22 protein-coding genes are annotated in these 24,496 nt (G+C 65.0%); 7 read left to right on the top strand and 15 right to left on the bottom strand.

Annotated elements, in window-relative coordinates:
• The first annotated feature begins 7 nt into the window (after positions 1–7).
• On the top strand, positions 8–1,021 hold the full coding sequence (locus EPL01_RS13585; protein ID WP_135825816.1) for a 5-methyltetrahydropteroyltriglutamate--homocysteine methyltransferase: 1,014 nt from the start codon (positions 8–10) through the stop codon (positions 1,019–1,021).
• Complete coding sequence (locus EPL01_RS13590; protein WP_135825817.1) at positions 1,018–2,085, top strand: methionine synthase; 1,068 nt, start codon at positions 1,018–1,020, stop codon at positions 2,083–2,085. The genes EPL01_RS13585 and EPL01_RS13590 overlap by 4 nt, the downstream gene beginning before the upstream one ends.
• A 254-nt stretch (positions 2,086–2,339) precedes the next feature.
• Here EPL01_RS13590 and EPL01_RS13595 read toward each other — a convergent pair whose 3' ends face one another.
• Together EPL01_RS13595 and EPL01_RS13600 are read right to left on the bottom strand one after the other, a co-directional pair.
• Positions 2,340–3,632 carry an MFS transporter gene (locus EPL01_RS13595; protein WP_135825818.1) on the bottom strand — a complete coding sequence of 431 codons (1,293 nt, stop codon included), beginning with the start codon at positions 3,630–3,632 and terminating at the stop codon, positions 2,340–2,342.
• Positions 3,633–3,635: 3 nt separating this feature from the next.
• Entirely contained in the window at positions 3,636–4,748 is a 1,113-nt protein-coding gene (locus EPL01_RS13600) for an MBL fold metallo-hydrolase (RefSeq protein WP_135825819.1), read from the bottom strand.
• Between the two features lie 89 nt (positions 4,749–4,837).
• Between EPL01_RS13600 and EPL01_RS13605 the strand changes: the two genes are divergently transcribed.
• Complete coding sequence (locus EPL01_RS13605) at positions 4,838–5,572, top strand: helix-turn-helix domain-containing protein (protein ID WP_135825820.1); 735 nt, start codon at positions 4,838–4,840, stop codon at positions 5,570–5,572.
• Between the two features lie 183 nt (positions 5,573–5,755).
• Here the strand turns inward: EPL01_RS13605 and EPL01_RS13610 are convergent, their stop codons facing one another.
• The 7 genes from EPL01_RS13610 to rpl7ae form a co-directional block, all read right to left on the bottom strand.
• Entirely contained in the window at positions 5,756–6,184 is a 429-nt protein-coding gene (locus EPL01_RS13610) for a hypothetical protein (RefSeq protein WP_135825821.1), read from the bottom strand.
• A complete protein-coding gene (locus EPL01_RS13615) occupies positions 6,181–8,586 on the bottom strand; it encodes a penicillin acylase family protein (RefSeq protein WP_135825822.1) in 2,406 nt (801 codons plus the stop codon). Before EPL01_RS13615 ends, EPL01_RS13610 begins: the two co-directional genes overlap by 4 nt.
• Positions 8,587–8,684: 98 nt before the next feature.
• Positions 8,685–9,338, bottom strand: coding sequence for a glycerophosphodiester phosphodiesterase (locus tag EPL01_RS13620; RefSeq protein ID WP_168215914.1), 654 nt, complete (start codon positions 9,336–9,338; stop codon positions 8,685–8,687).
• A gap of 189 nt (positions 9,339–9,527) precedes the next feature.
• A complete protein-coding gene (gene ndk / locus EPL01_RS13625) occupies positions 9,528–9,995 on the bottom strand; it encodes a nucleoside-diphosphate kinase (RefSeq protein ID WP_135825824.1) in 468 nt (155 codons plus the stop codon).
• Positions 9,992–10,183, bottom strand: a complete 192-nt coding sequence (locus EPL01_RS13630) for a 50S ribosomal protein L24e (RefSeq protein WP_135825825.1) — start codon at positions 10,181–10,183, stop codon at positions 9,992–9,994. Before EPL01_RS13630 ends, ndk begins: the two co-directional genes overlap by 4 nt.
• A gap of 3 nt (positions 10,184–10,186) precedes the next feature.
• Entirely contained in the window at positions 10,187–10,414 is a 228-nt protein-coding gene (locus EPL01_RS13635; RefSeq protein ID WP_135825826.1) for a 30S ribosomal protein S28e, read from the bottom strand.
• 12 nt (positions 10,415–10,426) lie between these two features.
• Positions 10,427–10,789 carry a 50S ribosomal protein L7Ae gene (gene rpl7ae / locus EPL01_RS13640; protein WP_135825827.1) on the bottom strand — a complete coding sequence of 121 codons (363 nt, stop codon included), beginning with the start codon at positions 10,787–10,789 and terminating at the stop codon, positions 10,427–10,429.
• 241 nt (positions 10,790–11,030) lie between these two features.
• On the opposite strand from rpl7ae, the gene tmcA reads away from it, so the two are divergent.
• The gene (tmcA, locus tag EPL01_RS13645; RefSeq protein ID WP_135825828.1) at positions 11,031–13,412 is read left to right on the top strand and encodes a tRNA(Met) cytidine acetyltransferase TmcA; all 2,382 of its coding nucleotides are present in this window, start codon (positions 11,031–11,033) and stop codon (positions 13,410–13,412) included.
• A 14-nt stretch (positions 13,413–13,426) separates the two neighbouring features.
• Here tmcA and EPL01_RS13650 read toward each other — a convergent pair whose 3' ends face one another.
• Positions 13,427–13,714: a DdfA family disk-determining factor gene (locus EPL01_RS13650; RefSeq protein WP_135825829.1), complete on the bottom strand. Its 288-nt coding sequence runs from the start codon at positions 13,712–13,714 to the stop codon at positions 13,427–13,429.
• A gap of 157 nt (positions 13,715–13,871) precedes the next feature.
• On the opposite strand from EPL01_RS13650, the gene EPL01_RS21725 reads away from it, so the two are divergent.
• Complete coding sequence (locus tag EPL01_RS21725) at positions 13,872–14,033, top strand: DUF8014 family protein (protein ID WP_168215915.1); 162 nt, start codon at positions 13,872–13,874, stop codon at positions 14,031–14,033.
• 486 nt (positions 14,034–14,519) lie between these two features.
• Here the strand turns inward: EPL01_RS21725 and EPL01_RS13655 are convergent, their stop codons facing one another.
• A complete protein-coding gene (locus EPL01_RS13655; protein ID WP_135825830.1) occupies positions 14,520–16,244 on the bottom strand; it encodes a glutamate--tRNA ligase in 1,725 nt (574 codons plus the stop codon).
• Positions 16,245–16,357: 113 nt separating this feature from the next.
• On the opposite strand from EPL01_RS13655, the gene EPL01_RS13660 reads away from it, so the two are divergent.
• Positions 16,358–18,481 carry a bacterio-opsin activator domain-containing protein gene (locus EPL01_RS13660; RefSeq protein ID WP_135825831.1) on the top strand — a complete coding sequence of 708 codons (2,124 nt, stop codon included), beginning with the start codon at positions 16,358–16,360 and terminating at the stop codon, positions 18,479–18,481.
• 50 nt (positions 18,482–18,531) lie between these two features.
• Here EPL01_RS13660 and EPL01_RS13665 read toward each other — a convergent pair whose 3' ends face one another.
• Entirely contained in the window at positions 18,532–19,812 is a 1,281-nt protein-coding gene (locus EPL01_RS13665) for an RNA-guided endonuclease InsQ/TnpB family protein (protein ID WP_135825832.1), read from the bottom strand.
• A gap of 283 nt (positions 19,813–20,095) precedes the next feature.
• On the opposite strand from EPL01_RS13665, the gene EPL01_RS13670 reads away from it, so the two are divergent.
• On the top strand, positions 20,096–20,497 hold the full coding sequence (locus EPL01_RS13670; protein WP_210424150.1) for a DUF7344 domain-containing protein: 402 nt from the start codon (positions 20,096–20,098) through the stop codon (positions 20,495–20,497).
• Between the two features lie 266 nt (positions 20,498–20,763).
• On the opposite strand, the gene idsA3 is transcribed toward EPL01_RS13670, so the two are convergent.
• The 3 genes from idsA3 to EPL01_RS13685 all read right to left on the bottom strand — a co-directional run bounded on the left by idsA3 (position 20,764) and on the right by EPL01_RS13685 (position 24,496).
• Complete coding sequence (idsA3, locus tag EPL01_RS13675; RefSeq protein WP_135825833.1) at positions 20,764–21,825, bottom strand: geranylfarnesyl diphosphate synthase; 1,062 nt, start codon at positions 21,823–21,825, stop codon at positions 20,764–20,766.
• A 7-nt stretch (positions 21,826–21,832) separates the two neighbouring features.
• The gene (locus EPL01_RS13680) at positions 21,833–23,185 is read right to left on the bottom strand and encodes a ribonuclease J (RefSeq protein ID WP_135825834.1); all 1,353 of its coding nucleotides are present in this window, start codon (positions 23,183–23,185) and stop codon (positions 21,833–21,835) included.
• A 546-nt stretch (positions 23,186–23,731) separates the two neighbouring features.
• The gene (locus EPL01_RS13685) at positions 23,732–24,496 is read right to left on the bottom strand and encodes an isopentenyl phosphate kinase (protein ID WP_135825835.1); all 765 of its coding nucleotides are present in this window, start codon (positions 24,494–24,496) and stop codon (positions 23,732–23,734) included.

Genomic DNA, 24,496 nt, shown 5'->3' on the forward strand with positions numbered 1-24,496 from the left:
GGGGTACATGACAGAGCGCGTCGCAACTACACCGGGAGTGTTCCCGCTTCCGGACTGGGCCAAGGACGACTTGGCGGACTTGAAAGGTCACCAGAAGCACGACCTCATCGACGGCACCGAGAGCGAAGAAATCGTAGATGTCTACGACCAAGCCCGCGAAGAGGTCGTCGCCCGACAGCAGACGGCCGGACTCGACCGCGCGGTCGAGGGGCAACTCCGCTGGGACGACATGCTCGCCCATCCCCTCGCGGTCCACGACGCCGTCGAGACACGCGGCATCGTCCGGTACTACGACAACAACAACTTCTACCGGGACCCGGTCGTGACCGGCGACCTGACCTTCGACGGCGACATCGCCGCCGAGTTGGAGGCCGCGAGCGAACTGGTCGAGGACGACGAACTGCAGGCGGTCGTTCCCGGTCCCTACTCGCTTTCGGACCTCGCCACCGACGAACACTACGGCGACGAGGCCGACTTCTTGGACGCCGTCGCCGACTTCCTCGCGGGTGAGGTCGAGGCCTTCCCCGAGGTCGAGACGCTGTTCGTCCTCGAACCCTCGCTGGTCGAGAATCCGCCCGGTGAGGAGGCCGACGAGGACGAGCGCGCCAGCGAAGCGGTCGATGCCGTCGCTGGCGCGGTCGGGTCGGACACCGACGTCGTGGTCCAGACCTACTGGGGCGCGCTGGACGAGAAAGTCCACGCCCACCTGCTCGACGCCGACTTCGACGCGCTGGGCTACGACTTCGTCTCGAACTCCGAGGACAACCTCTACAACATCAACGAGTACGGGACGAAAGACTCCATCGCGGCGGGCGTCGTGGACGGCCAGAACACGCTGGTCGAGGACCCCGAGAAAATCGCCGAGCGGGCCGACTGGTTGGAGGAGAACACCCCAGCGGCCGAGTTCGAGACGATGTACCTGACGCCGAACACGGAGCTGTTCTACCTGCCGTACTCGACGTTCGAGGAGAAGCTCGCCGCGCTGGGCGAAGCGACCGACATCGCGGAGGTGAAAGCATGAGCCAGAACCGAGACCAGTTCCGACCCCCGAATCACCCCAACGACCACTTCCTGCTGACGACCGTCGTGGGAAGCTACCCCAAGCCCAAGTGGGTGGACCGCGCCCGCGACCTCCACGAGGACCCCGAGGCCGACTTCGACGACGACGCGTGGCAGGAGGCCAAAGACGACGCCTCGCGGCTCATCACCGACGAACACGAGCGCGCCGGTCTCGACGTGGTCGTCGACGGCGAGATGCGGCGCAACGAGATGGTCGAGTACTTCGCCCACCGAATCGAGGGCTACGAGTTCAACGGCCCCGTGAAGGTCTGGGGCCACAACACCTTCGACAAGCCCTCGGTCGTCTCCGACGTGGAGTACGACGAGACGTGGCTGGTCGAGGAGTACGAGTTCACCGCGAGCGTGACGGACAAGCCGGTCAAGGTGCCCATCACCGGCCCGTACACGCTGGCGAACTGGTCGTTCAACGAGGCCTATGAGGACACCGAGGCGCTGGCCCACGACCTCGCGGACCTCGTCAACGAGGAGGTCGAGCGGCTGGTCGATGCTGGCGCTCGCTACGTCCAGATCGACGAACCCGCGCTGGCGACGACCCCCGACGACCACGCCATCGTCGGCGACTGTCTGGAGCGCATCGCGGACGGGATTCCCGAGGACGTGCGCATCGGTCTCCACGTCTGCTACGGCGACTACTCGCGCATCTACCCCGAGATTCTGGACTTCCCCGTGGACGAGTTCGACCTCGAACTCGCCAACGGCGACTACGAGCAGTTGGACGTGTTCAAAGACCCCGAGTTCACCGCGGACCTCGCGCTCGGCGTGGTGGACGCTCACGTCGCCGAAGTCGAGTCGGTCGAGCAGATCAAGGAGAACATCCAGAAGGGCCTCGAAGTCGTCCCGCCAGAGCAGTTGACCGTCAGCCCGGACTGCGGGCTGAAGCTCCTCCCGCGCGAGGTGGCCTACGAGAAGATGGCGAATCTCGTGACCGCGGCCCGCGAAGTCGAGGAGGAACTCGACGCCGGGGAAATAGACGTCGAGCGGTCGGCCGTGACCGCCGACGACTGACCGCGCGACTCGACTCGCCCGAACCCCGCTGGCGCTTCTGGTCCTACTGGCGTCTTTCGGCTCACTGACGCCTCTCGACGGAGGGGCTGACAGGCGGCGCGTGGGCTGCTTCGACCGCGAGGAGCGAGCCGCGCTCCCGCCTCGACTCCTCGCGGCAGTTCTCAGGTCACGGGCCGGGTTGGTCCCGTCTTCCTACTTCAAATTTGGCCGGTACTGTCGGATAGGATGGCAACAAAAGAGACCGGTCCGTGGAGTTAGTCCTCGGTTGCGACTCGATTCGATTGGCGCGTCGCCGGGGCGGGCGGCTCGTGGGTCCCGAACTCGGGGTGAGTCTCTTCCATCCAGAAATACACGACTGCTCCGGAGACGAACATCAGGGCGGCCGTCGCGTAGAACGCGGCTTCGGCGTTCACGAACTCCATCGAGAGACCGATCAGGATTGCGCCGACGCCGTAGCCGGAGTCGCGCCACATCCGGTAGACGCCCATCCCGGTCGCTCGCCACGTCGGATGGGCCGCGTCGCCCGGGACCGTCATCAGGTTCGGGTAGAGCATCGCCATCCCGAGGCCGGAAACGCCCGAGAGAACCGCCCACGGGAGGTAGCCATTCACGAGAACCATCCCGAGGATGCCCGCGCCAGCGAGGAACATCCCGGCGACGACGGGCGGGCGGCGACCGATTCGGTCCGCGAGTCCGCCGGTCGCAACCTGGAGGAAGTACATCGCGCTGTGAACGCCGACGACGAACCCGACCGCCGCGATTCCGAGCCCCTGACTCGTGAGATACAGCGGGACGGCGAGCCAGAACAGCGTGTCCACGAACTTCTCGATGTGGCCCGCCTGCGCCGCGGCGAACAACGTCCTGTCGCCGTAGGTCGCCCGCTTGAGTACCTCGACGAACGGGAGGTTCGCGTCGTGGTGGTCGTCGTCATCGACCTCGACTTCTGCGTACTGGACGGTCTCCTTGATCAGGAAGATCGAGACGAGGAACGCCAGCACGACCACGACTGCGAGGAAGTAGAAGGGCTCGGGTCGGAGACTCCACCGGCTAGCGATGACGCCCGTAATCCAGGCACCGGCGGCGACGCCGGTGTATCCGAACGCCTCGTCGATGCCGACGGCTAACCCTCGTTGTTCGGGGCCTGCGAGGTCGATTTTGGCGTTTATCGCCATACTCCAGGTCAGCGCCTGGTTGATGCCCAGCAGGATGTTCCCGACCGTAATCCAGCCCCAACTCGGCGCGAAGATGAGGATGACCGGAAGCGGAAGCGCGGTCGCCCAGCCAGCGACGAGGACCGGCTTGCGACCGTACTCGCCGCCCCATTTGCCAGCGTAGAGGTTGAGCAGCGCTTTGACGAAGCCGAACGAAACGACGAACGACCCGATGACGAACAGCGACTCGACGCCGAGCACGTCGCGGCCGAGAACGGGCACGACGGCGCGTTCGGACCCGATGGTCAGCCCGGTGGCGAACACCAGCAGGACGTGTAGCGAGAACTGCCCGAGGTGTTCGCGGATGCCCTGTTTGAGTTCAGTTTCCGTACTCATTGATTACTCCGCTGCGCAGTTGTTGGGGCCCAGTTCCAGGTCGGCCAGTTCGTCGGCGGGAACCGATTCCTGTCCCACGTTCGTCCGCTTGACGCGCTCGAAGTTCGGCGGGTGATCCGGGATGTCCGACGCGAGTTCCTCGATGAATTCCTCGCGGGCGCGTCCGAGATCCCCGTTCCGTTCTTTGACTTCAGCGAGGGTCGCGGTTACTGGCGGTTCGGGCGACCCGGGGTCGTGTGCTGGCAGGACGAGTGCGTCGTCCGGTCGGTCAAGTAACCGCTGGAGGCTCTCGTAGAGCGTCGCGGCGTTTTGTTCGACGTCGGAGTCCTCGATGCCTGCTTCGACGCCGAGTTCGACGCGCCCGACGCTCTCGTGAAAGAGCGTGTCGCCCGTAATCAGCGCCGCACCCTCGATATCGAACGAGACGCTCCCCTCGCTGTGTCCCGGCGTGTGGACGACCTCGATATTCAACTGGCCGACCGTCACGGTTTGCCCGTCTTCGAGAGGCGTTGCGTCGATAGCGAGTGCATCCTTCGAGTGAAGGTAGTACGGAACGTCGTGTCGGTCGGCGAGTTCTGCCCCGCCGGAGGCGTGGTCGGCGTGAGCGTGGGTGTCGAAGACACTGACTAGGTCGGCGTCGTACTCGTCGAGAATCGCCTCGTACTCCTCAAGGTAATGCGACGGGTCGAAGACGGCGGCCTCTCCGCCCGAGAGAAGGACGTGCGAGAGGCAGCCTTTTCCGGGTCGTGCAACCTGAATCAGCGTGCCGTCGAGGTCAGCCCGAACTGGCGCGTGCCGGTGAACGCGACTCCAGCCGTTCATCCCGTCGGCGAGCGTCGTCGCATCGTAGTCCATCTCTTGAAGGACGTCGGCTGCCGTCGCCGCAGCGACGCCTGCCCCGCAGACGGTAACAATCTCCTTCTCTTCAGGGAGCTCTGCGAGGGCGTCTTTTGCCGCGTCGGGGTTGTCGGTCAGTTCGTCGTAGACATCGACGTTGACGCTGTCCGGGATGTGCCAGTCGTCGTGCTCTCCCTCGTGGCGAATATCGACGACGAGCAAGTCATCTTCGTCGGCCTGTAATCGGTCACTAAGCTTCTCGGGGGTTATCTCTGACATCAGTATTCACCGATAGGGGAGGTATTAGGATATAGGTGGTGCCGGACATGACCGGTGCCATTAATTGATAGCAGCACAAATATGCGTGTATGAGTCTGTACGAGGCCTCGTTCCGGGTCAGACACGAGTGCCCGTATCGAGAAATTTCGGAGCGCTACCCGGACCTCACGATCCGGGAGTGGTACCTGAGCGACTGCCAAGTGATCGAAATCACATCTCCCGAAGCGCCAGCTGACGAACTCCTCGACGAGATCGGTCACTTGGGAACGATTCTCCACGAGTCGGTGGACGACTCGGGTCTCCACGTCGTCACGCAGTCCTGTCTCTGCTCACTGGAAGATTCCATCATCGACCGGTTCGAGGAGTACAACTGCCTGTACCAGCCGCCGACGGTTCATCGTCAGGGCTGGGAACACTACACGGTCATCGCGTTCGACGAGAGCGACGTCCGGGCTCTCCTCCGCGACCTGGAGGCTGACCGTGACATCGAAGTGCTCTCGAAAACCGCTATCACAGAACAGCAAATCCCGCACAGCATGTTGGCTCCGGTCGACCAGTTGTTCGAGGACGTGACCGAGCGACAGCTGGCGGCGCTTCGATTGGCCCTAGAGAGCGGCTACTACGAACAGCCGCGGAAGACCTCGCTCCGGGAACTGGCCGACCAGACTGCCGTCGCTCGCTCGACGTACGAGGAGCACCTCCGGAAGGCCGAGAACAAGCTCCTCACGAACGCGGGCCAGTTCCTGCGACTGGTCACCGCGACATCGACGGCGGACCCCTTAGGCGTAGAACAGATTAGAGAGGCCGAACAGGCGGCCGACTGACCGACCAGACGACGGACTAACCGGCCCGTCGTACTCCGGAACGGGTCTCAACCGGGGGCGAGCGCCTCGTCGGGGACGCCGACGATTCGGGGGTCGTCTCCCCTCGCAGCTGCGTAGAGGAATATAATTATTTATCTAAAACCGGTACGGTAGTGTTTAAGAAATAATATCAAGGCTCTCATATCAGACTACGCCCCGAACCAGCGACCCGAGCGCCGACAGGCCGACCGGAATCCCGGCGCTCAGGAAGAGGAGTCGCCCCGTCTCGGCGTACTGCACGACGCCAGCGAATCCACTGCCAGACGCCACCAACCCGACGAACACGCCCCACGCCAGCAGGCCGAACCCCAGTCCCGCGGCGAGCGCACGCTTCAGGTCTTTCGAGGCCAGTCCCACCAGCGCGCCGCCGAGGAGGAATCCGTACCAGTGGACCCACGCCGCGGCCAGACCCAGAACGGTCCCGGCGACCAGCGCGGCCCACCGCGCTCTGGCGTCGCCTCGGATTTCGGCGAGCGCGCTCGAAATCGCGCCGGAACCGGCGTCCGCCTCCCTGCCCGCCGGGTCGTCGTCTCCGCGCCGACCCGCCGTATCGTCCTCCCGAACCTCGCTCATCGGTCCTCGCCTCCGGCGTCGCCGCGCTCGAACTCGATGGCCGTCTCGCCCCGAATCTCCCGGCTCATCGACTTGTACTTGCCGTCGGCCCAGAGTCGGAGCTGGTCGTCGTAGTGGTCCGAGAAGTACGCCCCGCTATTGCCGCCCGGCAGGACGCCGATCGACCGTTCGCGGTCGGCCATCGGGCAAATCATCCGCCAACTGCTCCCGACCGACGACTCCTCGCGGTAGTTGTTCAGGGTGTAGGCCGACCCGTCGGTCGGGTACTCGGGGTAGTTGAGAAACGGTTGGTCGAAGGGATGGGTGATCGCGGCGGTCGTGTTGTAGTCGCCGTAGGTCGCGCCGTCCTCGACTTCGTCGAGGGCTTTCCGGAGCGCGCGGACCATCACCGCGGCGCGGCCCTCGTCGCCGAACCACCGGCTATCGTCGGGCAGCGTCGCCAGCACCCAGTCGTTCGGGTAGTACTCCTCGCCGAGGTCGCGCTCCTCGAACTCGTCGGCGAACGTCTCCCGGCGGAACTGGTCGAACCACCGGACGAAGACGAGCGCGGCCCGCGAGTCCCGAACCATCCGTGCGTCCCAGTTCCGGAGCGTCTCGACCGCGTCCGAGAGACCGTCGGCCTCCTCGGCGGCCGCGACGAGTTCGCCGACCAACTGCTCTGCTCGGGCGGACTTGGCGTCCCGCTGGAGGCGGCGCATGAACTGGGAGTCCATCGACTTCTCGGATTCGGCCCGCCGGTCCAGCAGTTCGTAGAGGCGCTGACCTCGGTAGGGCGTGCTGTACCGCTCGCCGATGTAGTGTTCGGGGCCGTCTTCGATTCGCTGGTTCGCGGTGCCCAGATAGTCGGGATTCCGGACGTGTGGCTTCTCCTCGAAGGGGACGAACCCCTCCCACGACGAGACGCCGAACGGTTCGAAGCCCTCCCACTCGGCCTCGCCCGCCGACCCGTCGAAGACGCGCGTTCCCCAGACTTCTTCCCCATTCACTGTCCGAATCGGAATCTTCCCCGTCACGTAGTAGAGCGTGTTGCCCTCCCGGTCGGCGTAGACGACGTTCTGTGTCGGCAGGTCCATCTTCTCGGTCGAATCGAGGAAGTCCTCGACGCCCTCGGACTTGCTGTACTCGTGAATCGCCAGCGAGGTCCGGGTCGCGGTGTGGCCGGTCCACGAGACGCCGACTTGCTGGCCCTCGCGTTCGAGGACCGGCCCGTGGACCGTCTTCCGGACCGTGACGGTCCGGTCCTCGCCGTCGGCGACCCGAATCGTGCGCTCCTCGGTCTCGAAGTCCCTCCACTCGTCCTCGTAGCGGTACCGGTCTCCGGCGTCGTCGGTCTCGTAGCTGTAGAAGTCGATGACGTCGGCCCCGGCGTTGGTGAACCCCCACGCGCCCGAGTCGTTCTCGCCGATGACGACGAACGGGACGCCCGGAAACGTCACCCCGCGGACGCTCACGTCGTCGGTCCGGAGGTTCATCTCGTACCAGACCGGCGGGGCCATCAGCGTGAGGTGGGGGTCGTTGGCCACGATGGGCGACCCCGACGCGGTCTGGTCACCGGAGACGACCCAACTGTTCGACCCGACGCCGGGCGGGGATTCGAAGGCCGAGAGCCAGTCGAGTAGTCCACGGGTATCGCCTGCGAACTCTCCGGAAGGGCTGGCGATTCGGCGACTGCGAGTCGCCGAATCGCCATCGCCGTTCCGGATAATCGGCGCGTCGTGGTCCATCCGGAAGGGGTAGAGTCCCTCGACGGTTTTCTGGTCGAACTTCCGGGCGAGCAACTCCCGCCGGAGCGTCCAGAAACTCCCGGTCAGCCCCCACGAAATCTGTTGCTCCATCAGCATCGTGTCGGTGGGGGCCCACGGGTCGGGTTCGTAGTCCAGCAGGCCGAATTCGAGGGGCAGAGCCTCCTGCTCCCGGCAGGCGTTGACGCCCTCGGCGAAGGCCTCGGCGGCCCTTCCGGTCGGCGTCCCCTCTAGAAGTTCCAGATTCGCCTCGGCACCGCCGACGAAGTCCATCTTCACGTGGAACTCGTCGGAGTCGAGGGTGGCCTCGCCGACGACCGCCGAGAGTTCCCCGGCCATTACCCGGCGCTGGAGGTCCATCTGGAAGAGTCGGTCGGCGGCCTGCGCGTATCCCACCGCGAAGTAGAGCGCCTGCTCTCCGGTTTTTCCGGACTCCTCGGTCTCGACGTGAGCAGTCCCGTGGTCGTCGTACCGGACCGTCGCCTCGCCGTAGGGACTTTCGACCCGGCGATTCGTCCGGTCCGTCGCGTCCTGCCACGCCGACCCCGAAAACGGGGCGAACCGGTCAAGATAGCCCCGAACCGGCGAGAGCGACCCGCCGACCGCTCCGCCGCCGACGATGGCGGCCACGAGTGCCCGTCGCGTGGTATCTATGTCCATACCGAGATGTGGGGGCTCTCACATAAAATCGCTGTTCCACGGCAAGTAGGTTGAAAACAGTTTCTACGGTCCCGTTCGGGGTCTGTGTTAGTATCGCGTCAGACCGGTTGGGTCATAATCAGTCCGTCGACCCCCCGCCGTTCGAGCGCCCACGCCAGCACCCGAGAATCGACCGGCCACGCGTGGACCTCCATCCCCTCCTCGTGAGCGCGCTCCACGAGGTCAGTCCCAAAGCAGAGCGTCCAGTGGGGGTTGGCGTACTCGCAGTCGAGCGTCGTGGCGGTCTCGAAGTTGGCTTCCGGGCGCACGTCGAAGTTGAACGCCAGCGGAATCGACTCGTCCAGCATCCGAGTGCGCCAGAGCGGGTCGGGGTGGAGCGACGAAATCACCACGTCGTTCTCGACGGCCTCCAGCACCGCCAGCAGGTCGGCGACCACGCCGGTCTCCTTGATTTCGAGGTTGAGGCCTACGCTCGGCGGGATGGCTTCCGTGACCTCGGTCAGCAGCGGGATGCCGGAGTCCGAGTCCTCCACGTCGAGGTCCGCGAGTTCCGTGGCCGAGAGGTCCTCGACGTCGCCCCGGCCGTCGGTGACGAGTTCGACGTTGTCCCAGTGGGAGACGACGAGTTCGCCCGACCCGCACCGCCGCACGTCGAGTTCCACCGCGTCGGCGAAGCGGGCGGCTCGGCGGGCCGCATCGACGGTGTTCTCGGGGTGTTGCTCGCCGAAGGCTCGGTGGGCGGTGATTTGCACGTCGATACGTTGGTGGCGAAGGGGCAAGGGGTTGGCGGCGGACGAGAAGTTACTGTACAATGGGCTAAAGGATACAAATATTTGCAAGAGAACTGTATTTCATCGTCTCCTCGCTCGCCTAGAACCTGAAGCCGACGCTCCGCCGTCGAAGAAAACGCCGAAAAACGGGACGAAAACCGCGCTACGTCGTTACTCGTACAGCCACGTCTCGTCGATGCGCTCGTAATCGACCAGTTCCTCCTCGTCGAAGAACAGGTCGATTTCGCGCTCGTTCGCACCTTCGTCCTCGTGGTCGGAGCCGTGGATGACGTTGCGACCGAGGTCGAGACCGTAGTCGCCCCGAATCGTACCGGGCGCGGACTCGGCAGGGTCGGTCTCGCCCATCATCTTGCGGACCTGTCGGGTCGCGTCCTGGCCTTCCCAGACCATCGCAAAGACGGGACCGGACGTGATGAACTCAACGAGGCCCTCGAAGAACGGCTTGCCCTCGTGTTCGCCGTAGTGTTCGTGGGCGAGGTCCTCGCTTATCTGCATGAACTTGCCCGCGACCATCTTCAGACCGCGGTCCTCGAATCGGGAGACGATGTCGCCGATGAGGCCGCGCTGGACGCCGTCGGGCTTGACCATCACGAAAGTTCGCTCGGTCTCGTCGCTCATTGCTCGGCCTCCTCGGTACTCCCGTCCTCGGTCCACTCGAGGTCTCGGGGTTCACGACCGAGGTCGGCGTTCTTCTCGCACTTCGCCGAGCAGTAGTGAATCGTGCTACCGTCGGTGCGGACGAACATCGTGCCCGTGCCGGGTTCGATGTCGTCGCCACAGAAGTCACAGACTCGGGATTTGGGCATTGTTTACTGACCTCCGATGGAGTCGGCTTCGCGGGCGGTCTCGCGCAGTTGAAGCACGTCGCCCTCTCGGACGGGGCCGAGGCAGTTCCGCGTGATGATGCGGCCCTGATTCTCGCCCTCGCGGATGCGGCACTTGACCTGCATGGCCTCGCCGTGCATCCCCGTCTTGCCGACGATTTCGATTACTTCGGCGGGCGTGGAGCCTCCTTCTTCAGTTTCCTCTGCACTCATGACTCAACCACCTCAGCGAAGTTCCTCGACCTTGTCGGCGATGTCCTCGATGTCGTCTTCGGCCTCGCCGGAGTCGGTGACGGCCGCGGCGGCGCTTCCGACTTCCAGCCCGGCAGCGTGACCGATGTCGTCCTGCGTCTCGACGAAGATGAAGGGAATGCCCTTCTCGTCGGCGAGTTCGGGCAGGTGCATGACGATCTCCTCGGGCTGGACGTCCTCGGCGATGTAGACGAGTTCCGCGTTACCGCGCTCGACCGCCTTGGTCGTCTCGTTGGTTCCTTTCTTGACGGTACCGGTGTCTCGGGCGACCTCGAGCGCCTCGACGGCGCGGTCCTGGAGGTCGGCTGGAACGTCGAAGTTTACGTATACTGGCATAGGTTGTTCACCTCCCTGCACGTCGGCTCAGGCTCCCCTGCCGGGCAAATCCTGTGCGGCTAGGAGCATCATCAACCGCGCGCAGGTCGTACCAATCCGTAGTTCGTCACCCCTTAAAAGCGCTTTCAAATGCCCCGACGGCTTGCGAAAGGAACACACAGGCACAGGGGCCGGAACGAGGAGCCACGGGAAAGCAGGCGGTTACGAAAATGGCTTCCCTCCCTCCCGCCAACCCCCGGACATGAACTTCGCCGAGGTCGTCGCCGCGCTCCGCGAGGAGGCCGAGGCGACCAACGAGCGCAGACTGCTGGTCCTCGCGGGCGGTCGAGACGCCTGCTACTCGGCGGCCGACCGGGCGCTCGACGCCGCCGGGGTGGACCGCGCCGAGACCACGCTCGTCGGTACCGGAACCCTCGACTGCGAGCGCGTCGGGCCGAAGCGCGCCGACCGCTTGCTGGGGACCACCCGCGAGTGCGTCGTCTTCGACGCTCGCGCCGACTTCCGGCCGAACGCGCTCGGCCGGGTCGTCGGCGCGGTGGACGGCGGCGGCCTGTTCGTCCTCTTGGCCCCCGACCTCGACTCGTGGCCCGACGAGCGCACCGACTTCGACCGCACGCTGGCGGTGCCGCCCGACGACCTCGACGCGGTCTCGGGCAACTTCCGGCGGCGGTTCGCCGAGACTCTGCGCGCCCACCCCGGCATCGCAATCGTGGACGTGGATTCTGAAACCGTCGAGCGCGACGGGCTGACCCACCCCGCGCCGCGGCTCTCGACGGAGGAGTCGATAGAGTTTCCGCCGGAACGCGCCTTCCCCGACGCGGCCTACGACGCCTGCCTCACGGGCGACCAGATGACAGTCGTCCGCGAATTAGAGGCCCTGCGAGGAGACGGCGATGGCCGGGAGCGAGCCGACCCGACCGCGGTAGTCGTGGAGGCCGACCGCGGCCGGGGCAAGTCCAGCGCGGCGGGCCTCGCGGCCGGGAGTCTGGCCGCCGAGGGCGACGACGTGCTGGTCACGGCCCCGGAGTACCGGAGCGCCCGCGAGGTGTTCGTCCGGGCCGAGGACCTGCTGGAGACCCTAGGACACGAAGTCGAGACCGACCACGACCCGCCGCGAGCCATCGAGATTCCCGGCGGTGGGACCATTAGATTCGCCGACCCGACCGAGGCCGCGGAGATAGTAGACGGAGAGGCCCCCGCCCTGCTCGGTGAGTCGGGCGATTCCGGCGCGCCGGAATCGCCGAAATCGCCCGACGCCCCGGCAGGCACGCCCGACGCCGTCTTCGTGGACGAGGCGGCCGCGCTCTCGGTCCGGCTGCTCGAACGGTTTCTGGCCTCGCCCCGAGTCGCGTTCACGACGACGATTCACGGCTACGAGGGCGCGGGCCGGGGGTTCTCGGTCCGGTTCCGCGACCGCCTCGCCGAGAGCGACCACGAAGTCGTCGAGACGCGACTCGACGACCCCATCCGGTACGCCGCGGGCGACCCCGTGGAGGTCTGGGCCTTCCGCGCGCTCCTGCTCGACGCCCGACCCCCGGTCGAGGAGGTGGTCCGAGACGCCGACCCCGAATCGGTCGAGTACCGGGCCTACACCCCCGCCGACCTGCTCGCCGACGAAACCCTCCTGCGGGAGGTGTTCGGCCTGCTCGTGCTGGCCCACTACCGGACCGAACCCGACGATTTGGCGCGATTGCTGGACGCGCCGAATCTGGCGGTCCGGGCGCTGGTGCGGAGCGACGAGGGGTCGGCAGGTAATCGAAACCACGTCGTCGGGGTCGCGCTGCTCGCCCGGGAGGGGAATCTCCCCGCGAGCGTGCGCGAAGAAATGTACGAAGGGGGCCGCGTCCGGGGCAACATGCTCCCCGACGTGCTGACCTCCCAACTGCGCGACGAGGAGGCCGGGATTCCGGAGGGGCGGCGCGTCATGCGCATCGCAACCCACCACGCGGTTCGGTCGCGCGGGCTGGGGTCGCGCCTGCTCTCGGAGATTCGGGCCGAGTTCGAGGGCGAAATCGACTGGCTCGGCGTCGGCTACGGCGCGACCCCGGAACTGTTGGGTTTCTGGCGTCGGAACGGCTACCGGACGATTCAGCTCTCGACCACCCGCAACGACACCAGCGGGGAGTACTCGGCGCTGATGCTCGACCCGCTCTCGGAGGCGGGCGCGGCCCTCCACGAGCGCCACTCGCGGTGGTTCGCCTCCCGCGTCGCGTCGATGCTGGCCGACCCCCTGCGGGACGCCGACCCCGACGTGGTCCGGGCGCTCCTCCGGTCGGTCGCGGCCCCGATTTCGCTCGACTTGTCGGACTGGGACTGGCGGACGATTGCGTCGAGCGCCTACGGGCCGGGCCTGTACGACGCCGCGCCGCGGCCCTTCCGCCGGGTGGCGCTGAAGTACTTCGTGGAGTCGGAGGGTGGCGATTCGGAATCGCTGTCGGCCCGCGAGGAGCGCCTGCTGGTCCGGAAGGTCCTACAGGGCCACCCGTGGCCGAGAGTGGCCGACGAACTCGGGTTTCACTCGGCGGGCCAGTGCATGCGGGCGCTCGGCGACGCCTACGAACCGCTGGTGGACCGGTACGGCAACGAGGCGGCGGAGGCGGAGAAACGGCGCTACGTGGAGTGAGAGCGACGGGGAAATCAGTCGGTCTCCTCGACCCGAATCGTCTCGCCGCCGAGGACGCTGACCCGGCAGTCGGCGTACTCGAACGCGAGGGACCCGCCGCGTCGCGGACGCCCGCTCACCGTGTCCTCGAAGAGTTCGTCCAGCGCGTCGGGGTCGAGCGCGCTGTGAAGCGGGGGCAACTCGACAGGGTCGCACTCGCGGACCTCCGAGACGGCGCGAACAATCGTCTCGCTCGGCCGCTCGCCCACCACCTCGAACTCCCCCTCTGGGCCACCGCCACTGGTGGCTCGGCCGTTGTTCATACTTGACAGGTAGGGCGCGGGGATAGTGAGTCGAAGGCTTTCCCATGTAAACTCTTTAAGTTGAGTGTGTCGGTCGGCTGATGGAGGTCGAGTCCATGACGGAGACAAATCGAATTTATCGGTAAGTCGATGTACGTCGAGGCCGTAGTCGCTGGTGATGGAGTGCGCCGAATCCGACTGTTCGGAACCCGCGGCGGTCCGGTTGCACGTCCCGTGGGACGAGAATCGGGCGGTCTGTGCGGCTCACGCTCGGGTGTTAGCGCAACAGGACGGCGTTGTCGCTGACCCGCTGGAGGATGCAGACGGTGAGTGGCCGTGAGGTTTTGGAGTGACTCTGTAGCTGTTTAAGCAATGCTTTTAATCCCAATAGAATTGTAAATAATTGTGGGTGCGGTTCGGCGCGCGCTGGCGCGCTCTCTCGTGAGCGCGCCGCCGTCGCGCGAGGGACGAGTAGCGCAGCGAAGCGAGCAACGCAGGAGGTTGGGGAGGACGAGGTGCGGTTGCGGTGACTCCTCGGCTTCGGCAATAGCTAGCTTCATCTGGACTTTCGGGAAAACGAGAGCAGAGTAGAGCAGCAGAATAGGTTGGTGTTGTTTTATTGAAGCTCCCGACCGCTCGCGGTCGCTCCGCGACATATCCTCGGTCTCTCCGCACTGCCCGACCTCGGATAGGGGTCACGGAGCGACTAAAGTGAACGCGACCAGGCGGCCCCTTCATCCGCCCCACGGTGGCTTTTCAACCGAGCGCATCCTCGCGGTCTGTCACACCGAGCGCACGCCGCCAGTAGCTGATAGAAAGTCTCGGTCTATTCGTGAGCAAAGTACGCCACAGACTCGTCGCTCTCCTCGTGGTCGTCAACGCGGACGAAGCCGACGCGCTCGAACTGGACCATCTCGTCCTCCTCGGTGTCGCGGAAGCCCGGTTCGGCGTAGCCAATCTGGTCGCCGTGGATGGTCCGCATCCGGGTCAGGACCGCCGTGTCGGCCGGGACCCAGTGAATCACGTCCACGCCCTCGTCGCGGACCGCCGAGATGTCGTCGCCCGCGTACTCGAACGTCTCGCCGTCGCGCCGGAAGCATCCGAAGCCCTTGAGCCAGATGCGCTCGCCGTCCTCGGGCACGTCCTCGGCCTCGACGCGGACGCGGTTCCCGGCGTCGATGTCCCGTGTCCCCCGGTCCTCGTGTTCGGGGTGGACCGGCGGGTGTGCCTCCTCGGGGTGGTCGCCAGCGAGCGTGAAATCGACGTGGTCCTCGCGCACGAAGAAGTAGCGGTCGGCGTCGTCGTCGATGAGTTCGCGGTTGTTCGAGTAGACCGTACTCATCGCCAAATCGACGTTGGAAGTCGAGGTCCCGAGTTCGACCATCGCGTCCACGATGGCCTCGCCGCGGATGCCCCGGCGCTCGACGCTCGGGAGGGTCGGCGCTCGCGGGTCGTCCCAGCCGTCCAACTCGCCGTCCTCGATGAGTTCCCGGATGGTCGAGGTGGACATCTTCACGTCGTACTCGTCTACCTGCACGTGGCCCCAGTGGATGACCTCGGGGTACTCCCAGCCGAAGTAGTCGTAGACGAACTGCTGGCGCTTGGCGGAGTCCTGCAAGTCGATGCCCCGGATGATGTGGGTCACGCCCGTCAGGTGGTCGTCCACGCCCGACTGGAAGTCGAGCATCGGCCAGCATCGGTACTCTTCGGCCTCCTCGCGGGGATGGGGCGTGTCGATGATGCGGAAGCCCACCCAGTCGCGCAGGGCCGGATTCTTGTGTTCGATGTCGGTCTTGACCCGGAGGACCATCTCGCCGGAGTCGTACTCCCCGTCGATCATGGCCTCGAACTCCGCCATCGTCGTCTCGGCGTCCTTGTCGCGGTGGGGACAGGCCTCGCCCGAGTTCTTCATGTCGGAGAACTCCTCGCCCGAGCAGGAACAGGTGTAGGCTCCGCCCTTCTCGATGAGGTCCCGCGCGTGGTCGTAGTAGATTTCGAGGCGGTCGCTGGCCCGGTAGACGTCGGCGGGTTCGAAACCGAGGTACTCGACCTCCTCCAGAATCTCGTCGTAGGCCCACAGCAGGGGGCGCTTGGTCTCGGGGTCGGTGTCGTCGAACCGGACGATGAACTCGCCGTCGTACTCCTCGGCGTAGGTGCCGATGACCGCGGGCATCCGAGCGTGGCCCATGTGCCACGGGCCGTTGGGATTCGGCGCACACCGCATCCGAATCTCGTCGTACTCCTCTGCGTTGGGCAGGTCGGGGAGAATCTGGTCGTCCTCCTCGTCCTCGCTCTCGATCTCCTCCAACCAGTCGGGCGCGAGTTCGGCGAGTCGCTCGCGGCGCTCCTCTCCGGTCGAGTCGTTGACCTTCGAGACGACCGGCGCGATGACGCCCGGAATCTCGTCGCCGTGCTGGCGGAAGTCGGGGTTCTCGCCCATCAGCGGTCCCATGACCGCGCCGACGTCGGCCTCGCTCTCGTGTTTGACCGCGTTGACGAGGGCGTGTTTCTCTGCCTCCGTCTCGATTCGCTCGCGGAGTTCGTCGTTCATTACCTTCCGCTTGGACGGTCTGCGGGAAAACTCGTCCGGATTCGCGTCGCCCCCGACGAGTCAAGTCTCTAACCAAGGTCCTTACCTTCGCGGGAGCGTACCACCTCCAAAGCGTGACTTCCGAGCAGACCGCGCCCGCCGACTCGTCTCGGGGAACCGACCCGCCACGGACGACCGACCCACAGCAGGAGACCGACCCACAGCGGGCGACCGACCCACCGCGAAAAACTGACCCACCGCGGACGACCGACAGGAGACAGACCCCGTCCGCGACTCGGACCGTCCGAATCCTCTACGTGGACGACGGCGACCCGCCTGCCGCACTAACAGAGGCCGACGACGTGGCGCTCACGACCGTCTCGACCGCACAGAGCGCCCGGAATCGCCTCGCCGCCGACGGGAGCGTCGACTGCGTCGTCAGCGAGTACGACCTGCCCGAGAGCGACGGCCTCGACCTCCTCGAATCGGTCCGCGACGACCACCCGAACCTCCCGTTCGTCGTGTTCACCGACTCGGGAAGCGAGGAGGTCGCCAGCGAGGCCATCGGGATGGGCGCGAACGACTACCTCCCGAAGGACGCGGGCGGCCAGCGACTCCGCGAACGGGTCGGCCGCACAGTCGCCGCCGCCAGCGTCGAGACCGAGTCGGGAGTCTCGGGCGACCGGCTCCGGGAGTTGACCAACGCCTTCCCCGACGTGGCGTTCATCATCGACGAGAACGGTCGGTATCTGGAGGTCATGTCCGGGCCGGGCACCGCGGACCTCCAGACCGTCGAACAGGAGCAGTTGGTCGGGACCAATCTCCGCGACGCCTTCCCGACCCCGCAGGCCGAAAAGCTCCTCGACCACATCCAGACCACGCTCGAAACCGGCGGGGTCGAGACCATCGAGTACCGGACCGAGACCGCCGCGGGCGACCGGTGGTACGAGGGCCGGACCGCGCCGCTGGGCGAGACCATCGACGGGCGCGAGGCGGTCGTCTGGGTCGCCCGCGACGTGACCGACCGCCGGGAGAGCCAGCGCGAACTCGCCGAGAGCAGGGACGAACTCACGCGACTCAACCGCATCAACGGGCTGATAAACAGCATCCTCCAGTCGCTCGTCGCCTCGACCACCCGCGAGGAGATAGAGCGGTCGGTCTGCGAGGGACTGGCCAACTCGGAGTTCTACCAGTTCGCGTGGGTCGGCGGGCCGTGGGTCAAAGACGAGCGGATGACCCCGAGCGTCGTCGTCGGGGCCGACCGCGAGAAAATCGAGCGACTCGTCGGCGCGACCACCGCCCGCACCGAGGAGAAAAACTCCCTCGAACGGGTCGTCCGCGAGGGCGAGTCGGTGGTCGTGCCGAACATCGCGGAGTCGGACATCCTTTCGGAGCGCGAGCGAGAGGCGATGTTCGACTTAGAGATGTCCTCCGCGGTCCTCGTGCCGCTGACCTACGGGACGACGAAGTACGGCGTCCTCGGCATCAGCGGCGCGTGCGCGGGGACGTTCAGCGAGCGGGAACTGACCGCGCTCGAAACCCTCGGCGAACTCGTCGCGTTCGCCATCAACGCGGTCAAGAACCGGAACCTGCTGCTGTCGGACACCGCGGTCGAGTTGGAGTTCAAAGTCGACAGCGACAGGTCCGGATTCGGCCGCCTCTCGGTCGAACTCGACGCCGAGTTCTCGCTGGAGGGCGTCGTCTCGGTCGGCGAGGACCGACTGCTCGAATACGTCTCCATCGAAGGCGCGTCGGCAGAGACGGTGCTTTCGGAACTCGAGGACATCGAGGCGGTCGAGGAGAGTCGGGTCATCTCCGACGACGACGAGAACTGCCTGCTCGAAGTCGAACTCACCGGGTCGGGCGTGAACCAACTCGTCAAGGCCGGGACCGTCGTCAAGTCGGCCCGCGCCGAGGACGGCATCGTCCGGTACGTCGCCGAGGCCTCCTCGGACGTGAACGTCCGGACCGTCGTGGACAGTTTCCGAGCGACCTACCCCGACGCCAAACTCGTCAGCAAGCAGAAGGTAGACCGACCGGTCCACACCTCACAGGAGTTCCAGCAGACGCTCGCCGAGAAGTTGACCGAGAAACAGCAGACCGCGCTTCAGACGGCGTACTTCGCGGGCTACTACGAGTACCCCCGAGAGAGTACGGGCGAGGAGGTCGCCGAGTCGCTGGGCATCTCCTCGCCCACCCTCCACCAGCACCTGAGCGCGGCCCAGCGCAAACTCGTCTCGACGTTCTTCGACCGTTGACATCCTCCCCGCCCTGAAGGGCGAGGATTCCCGCGTTGGGATATTGTGGTTTACGACGTGACGTGTTCTCGAGGTGCGAACGCACCAGTTTCCTTGTCAAACAGGAACGTCGATGGCTGTGCCAACCAGCCGTTACTCCTATCACCGCCATCCGTGGCGGGACTCGGAGATACTTTCTGTCGAATGTTCTCAGCACCGTTCACGTCCGCGTTCGCCACCAAGTCGCACTCATCACAGACGTACAACCCGCGTTCAACACGGTTCGCGTCACGCTTCCGACCACAACACGAACACGACTTCGAGGTATCCCGCTCGGACACCTGTTCGACCGTGATGCCTTCCATCTCGGCCTTATATTCGAGGAGGTCGGTGAAGCGGTCGAACGCCCACGAATGCAGGTCGAGGTTGCCGTGCGTGCCCCAGTTCTTCGCCTCGCTGTCCTCCTCGTCTTCACGGATACTAGAAAGGTCGCCCACTACAATCGTCCCAACTCCCTCGTCCACGCATCGCTCAACGATGTGCTTCGAGAGCGTGTGGAAGTAATGGGTGCGGCGAGCCGACTTTTTGTGATTTAGCCGCGTGGCCTGTTCGGAGTCCGAGTCGTCACAGCGAGCGATGCGTTTGCTGAAGTAGTAGTCGTCCTGCTTCAGGCAGTTGAGCGGATACAGTTCGCTGTGGCCGTCTTCGTAGGCGAGTGCGGCGAAGTTGTTGATGCCGAGGTCAACACCCACAGTCTGCTCACCGGGGTCCGCTGATACTTGGATTTCGACTTTGCAGACGAAGTGCAGTTCCCACTCCTCACCAGTCCAGACTGCCCGGACTTGTTGGACGTTCTCAACGGTGGAGAGGTCAACGTCGGGACGGGTCTGGTATTCACAGAGGATGAAGTCCGACCAATACTCCTTAAGATTCGAGCCTTTGCTGAGTCGGACGCGGTTGTACTCGGTGTCGAGTTTGAAGCCTTTGTTCTTGAATGTGACCGTGCTTCGGGGGTGGTCGTCGCCGCGTTTGCGGTAGCCGGGCGGGTTCGCGTTCGTGTCTCCGTTGCGTCGTTTGCCGTACCAGCCGGCGAACGCCTCAGCGAGTTTCTGAAGAACGCGCTGACTTGACTGAGAATGGAGGTCATCGTAGCGTTCGTGGCGCTTGAGGTAGGCGGTGAGTTCGTCGTGGTCTGGAATGTAGTCGATTTCGTCCCAGACGCGACTGATTGCCCACCGTCCGACATTCCAGAGCTTGGACGCGGCGAACCCGAGGACATCAAGGTCGCCAGACACCTGTTGCTGGTTCCTGATGGAAGCAGTGTAGGTGCGGGTGACGACCTGTTTCGCCATACGTAACCTATATAGTCAATATTACTTAATAGTTCCGAGAAGCGAGGAATATCCTGCCATGCCATCGAACGGTGGCTTGTGAAGGGTCGTGTCGGATTCATCCCCGCCCTGAAGGCCGGGGCTTTCTCCTCGATTCTCCGTAATAGTTGGCCGAGTGAACGTTCGTTCAACCTCTAAAACAGTTGATATTCGGCGTTTGACACGCTCTCGCGGGGTTACCTTACTATTGAGGCATGGGTTTGTTGTCCCCTCTGGCAATAGACTCTGGTGGAGGTCACCCGCCATGAACAACGATTCGCTCCGGACGGGTATCGAGGGCGACCACGCCCTCCAGAACGGTCGCGCAGTCACCACGCCCTCGTTCGACACGCTCTTCGACCTCCTCGCGGATAGCCACCGACGGTACGCGCTGTACGCGCTCGTAGGAGCCGAGGACGGTCTCGCCGACGTGGAGACGTTGGCCGACGAGGTAGCGATGTGGGAAGCCCGGACGGGAGACGCGACGATTACGGAGGAACTCCGCGAGGAAATCGGGGAGGAACTCCGGGAGACGCATCTCCCCTGTCTGGCCGAGGCCGACATCATCGAGTACGACGACCGGAGCGACGTCGCACGCTACTGGCGACAACCGACGCTCGAAGAGTATCTCGAACACACTCACTACAAGGAGTTCCCCGACGAGTAGTTCCGTCCGCTCCGCTGACGCCCGCCCTCCGCCATCTCCCCACTACTCCGCTCCTTCAGAATCCTAATTACTTCTCTAAGCCTGCTATTAGTTGCCCTAACCTATCCATTTATTGCTCCAGATTGCTTTCGATGAGTTCGCCAGTTTTGACCCACGGGTCAAAACTGGCGAGTTGGCACTCGAAGAATCGGACTACCGGGTTCGCATCCGAAGAATCGACTGGCGAACGTCGTTCCAGCGACCGGCACGAAAAATGGGGGTCGCGGTCAGTAGCTGCGCTCGATGAGGTAGTCCGCGATTCCCTTCAGCAGGTCGCGGGCCTCGTTCTCGGGCAGGACCGACAGCCGGTTCTTCCCCTGCGTGACCAACTCTTGGGCCTTCTTCTCCGCGTACTCGATGCTTCCGGCCTCTCGAAGGCGGGCGACCGCCTCGTCGATTTCCTCCTCTGTAACGTCGTCCACGCTGTCGGTTCCGACCAGCGAGTCCACGTCCACGCCCTGCTCCCGGGCGTGGAGCGTGATGATGGTCTGTTTGTCCTCTACGAGGTCGCTCCCCCGCTGTTTCCCGAGTTTCTCGCTCGGGACGGTCAGGTCCAGCACGTCGTCCTGAATCTGGAAGGCCCGACCCACGTCGATGCCGTACTGGTAGAGTTCCTCGATGGCCTCGTCGTCGGCACCGAGCATGATGGCCGGGATGGTCGCCGCCGCGCCGTACAGCACGGCGGTCTTGTGTTCAATCATGTCGAGGTACTCCTCGGGGAGCACGTCGTTACGACTCTCGAAGGCGATGTCGCAGGCCTGCCCCTCGCAGATGTTGGTGCAGGTCGTCGCCAGCACGTCCGTCGCTTCGACCACGCGGTCGGCGGGCGCGTCGCTCTCGATGAGAATCTCGAACGCCTTCGAGTAGAGCGTGTCGCCCGCCAGAATCGCGGTCGCGGTGTCGTACTCCCGGTGGACCGCGGGAACGCCCCGGCGCAGGTCGTCGTCGTCCATGATGTCGTCGTGGATGAGCGTGAACGACTGGATGACCTCGATGCTGACCGCGGCGGCCATCAGGTCGATGTCGTCGCCCTCAACGTCCGGGAAGTTCCGATAGTCGAGGTCTCTCGGAGCGGCTTCGACGTCCGCGAGCGCCTCGCCGACCAGCAACAGCACGGTCGGCCGGAGTCGCTTGCCGCCCGCTTCGAGCAGGTAGCGGACCGCCTCGTAGAGGCGCTCCGGGTCGTCCATCGGGAGGTCCTCGTCGATGGCCCGATTGACGATTTCGCGTCGCTGTTCGACCGCTCCCATCACCTGCTCTTCCAGTGTCTCGGCGCTCGCGTCTGTCATGGTTTCGTTACTCGACGAGTTGGATGAGGTTGCCGTTTCGCGTCGTGTGGAGGTCGCGGCCCATCTTGTAGCCCTGACTCTCGGCGAGGTCCACGTAGGGCGCGAAGCCTTTCATGTCCTGGTGTGCCGGGATGACGTTCTGGGGCTGGAGCGCGTCCAGCATCTCGTAGTGGCCCTCCTCGCGGAGGTGGCCCGAGACGTGGATGTCGTCGTAGATGCGCGCGCCCTGCATCTTCAGGAGGCGCTCGGACTGGTAGCGCTGGCCCTCGTTGGTCGGCTCCGGAATGACCCGGGCCGAGAAGATGACCTTGTCGCCGTCGTCCAGTTCGTAGGGCGTCTCGCCGCGGCCCATCCGGGTGAGCATCGCGCGAGGCTCGCCCTGATGGCCGGTGACGATGGGGAGGTAGTTCTCCTTGCCCTCCTTCATGATGCGCTTGAACGTCCGGTCCACGGACTTGCGGTGGCCGAACATCCCCATGTCTTCCGGGAAGTCCACGAAGTCGAGTCGCTCGGCGGTGCCCGAATATTTTTCCATCGAGCGCCCGAGCAGCACCGGCTGACGGCCGATGTCGTGGGCGAACTCCACGAGGCTCTTGACGCGGGCGATGTGGCTGGAGAACGTCGTCGCCACGATACCGCCGTCGTAGTCCTCGATGGAGTGCATCACGTCTTTGAGGTGGCGGCGAGCGACCGACTCGCTCGGGGTGCGACCCTTCCGACCGGCGTTGGTACAGTCTTCGATGTAGGCGAGGACGCCCTCACCTTCGCGGCCGATTTCGCGGAACCGCTTCATGTCGATGGGGTCGCCCAGAACCGGCGTGTGGTCCATGCGCTTGTCGAGACCGTAGACGACAGCGCCCTCCGGCGTGTGGAGGACGGGGTTGATGGCGTCGATGATGGAGTGAGTCACGTTGACGAACTCCAGTTCGACCTGCCCGGAGTCGCCGATGGACATCGTGGACCCGGCTTCCATCTTCACGAGGTCGTTCTCGACGCCGAACTTCTCCTCGCCCTGAATCTGCTGTTTGACCAGCTCGATGGTGTAGGGCGTGGCGACGATGGGCGCGTTGTACCGGTGGGCCAGCTTCGAGATGGCTCCGATGTGGTCGAGGTGACCGTGGGTCGGCACGATGGCCTGCACGTCGCCTTCGAGGTCGCTCATTACGCGGTCGTCCGGGATGGCCCCCATGTCGATGAGGTCCAAGCTGTGCAGCTTCTCTGTCTCGACGTTGTCGTGGAGGAGAACCTTCGAGAGGTTCAGCCCCATGTCGAAGATGACAACGTCGTCGCCTGCGCGCACGGCAGTACACTGCCGTCCGACTTCTTCGTAACCGCCGATGGTTGCAATTTCGATTTCCATAGTTTCACCTTATGTACGCAAAGCCACGTCGTGTTTGTGGCAGGCCACGCCGTCTGGATGGCAAAGCCACGCTGTCCGGTGGCGAAGCCACACGAGCGGCCGTGGCAATACCACGCTACGTGGCGTCCGTACTCACGTAAACCTGCGCGCGGCGTCACGGTCCCCGCCGCGGCGTCTTACAGCCGTCGATGGGACCGCCCGGTGGCAAGTGCCACGTTTCCGCGAGCTATCGGTCTATGGGGGCTTTACGCGTCCCGGTAATAAAAACTGCCGGGATTGACCGAGCGAGAGCAACGTATGAGGACTTCGGTCTATATAATATCGAGAACCTGCGGAATAAAAGTGCGTTCGTGCCTCTAACCGTGGTGCACCGCCCGGACGAGGTTTTAAATACGAGGCCGGGGCGAATCCCGCCCGGACGTTTCGCGCGGTCGTTCGGTAGTCGAGGCCGGGGACCGCCAGTCCGACTACCCCGAGAGGGCTGAGCCAAGAATTAGTCGAGAATGCTGAATCGACGGACATTTACCCCGTATATTGCTCCGCAACCTACCGACCGTCGATGCGCGTGCCGGGGTTCTCGCCCGCGAGGAACCCCCGGAGGTCGTCGGGGCCGAAAATCGTGGCGGGCGCGTCGAGCGACAGCAACGCCCGGACCTTCCCGGCCATCCCGCCCGTCACGTCGGTGGCGTCGCTCCCGCCGAGGAACTGGGCCACCTCGTCGTAGGACCGGATTTCCGGAATCACGTCGTCGGCGTCGTCCAGCACGCCCGGCACCGTCGAGCAGAAGCCGACGCGCTCGGCGTCGATGCCCTCGGCGACGGCCGTGACCACCTCGTCGCCGCTGAGGATGCTGACGCCCTCACCCTCGTGGACCACGGCGTCGCCGTGGAGGACCGGGACGAACTCCTCGCCGAGCATCGTCTCGACCTGCTCGGTCATCAGCGACAGCTCTGCCTCGCGGTCCCGGCAGGCCGCCGAGAAGGGGTGGACCGGCACCGCGGGCACGTCTCGGTCGTGGAGTCGCGCGAGGACGAACTCGTTGAGCGTCTTCATCGCGCCGTGGATTTCGAGCGCCGCGCCCGCGTCGGCCGTCCCCTCGGTCTTCGAGACGCCGTGCTCGCTGGCGTGGTGGTGGCCGAAGCTCCCGCCGCCGTGGACCACCACGAGGTCCGAGACCTCGCCGCCGTCGAGCGCCGCGGCGATGGCGTCGGCCGCGCGGTCGAGCGCCGGACCGTCGAGCGCCTCGGCGCGGTCCTTGTCGGTGATGACGCTCCCGCCGAGTTTGACGACCGTGGTGTCGTTCGTCGCCAT

Source organism: Halorussus ruber, assembly GCF_004765785.1.
GTDB classification, from domain to species: Archaea; Halobacteriota; Halobacteria; order Halobacteriales; family Haladaptataceae; genus Halorussus; species Halorussus ruber.